Origin of the sequence: Pseudoalteromonas sp. S4741 (genome assembly GCF_005886135.1) — a bacterium.
GTDB lineage: Bacteria > Pseudomonadota > Gammaproteobacteria > Enterobacterales > Alteromonadaceae > Pseudoalteromonas > Pseudoalteromonas tetraodonis.
The window spans coordinates 1-471 of the sequence record NZ_PNCN01000224.1 but is presented as its reverse complement, the minus strand read 5'-3'; the positions used below and the strand labels follow the sequence as shown (position 1 = coordinate 471).

Genomic DNA, 471 nt, shown 5'->3' with positions numbered 1-471 from the left:
ATGGGAAAGTGGTCGGCGATGCAGGATTTGAACCTGCGACCCCTTGGACCCAAACCAAGTGCGCTACCAAACTGCGCTAATCGCCGATATTCTTTTTTGTAAATTGGGGTGACTGATGGGGCTCGAACCCACGACAACCGGAATCACAATCCGGGGCTCTACCAACTGAGCTACAATCACCACGGCATTACAATGTTTTCAAAATGGCGCACCCAGAAGGATTCGAACCTTCGACCGACGCCTTAGAAGGGCGTTGCTCTATCCAGCTGAGCTATGGGCGCATCGAAAACTTCATAGTTCACTAGTAAGTTAAATTGTTATGAGTAAACATAAAAATGGTCGGCGATGCAGGATTTGAACCTGCGACCCCTTGGACCCAAACCAAGTGCGCTACCAAACTGCGCTAATCGCCGATATAGATATTTTCTCAAAGAGTACACATAAGAGGCACCTCCCACCGAGAACACATTT

At 48.4% G+C, this 471-nt stretch carries 4 tRNA genes; all 4 read right to left on the bottom strand.

From position 1 onward, the window contains the following. Nucleotides 1–9: 9 nt before the first annotated feature. Nucleotides 10–86 (bottom strand) — tRNA-Pro (locus CWC30_RS17910). Nucleotides 87–104: 18 nt separating this feature from the next. Next, nucleotides 105–180 (bottom strand) — tRNA-His (locus CWC30_RS17905). Between the two features lie 24 nt (nucleotides 181–204). After that, a tRNA-Arg gene (locus CWC30_RS17900) sits at nucleotides 205–281 on the bottom strand. A gap of 55 nt (nucleotides 282–336) precedes the next feature. Further along, nucleotides 337–413 (bottom strand) — tRNA-Pro (locus CWC30_RS17895). Between the last annotated feature and the right edge of the window lie 58 nt (nucleotides 414–471).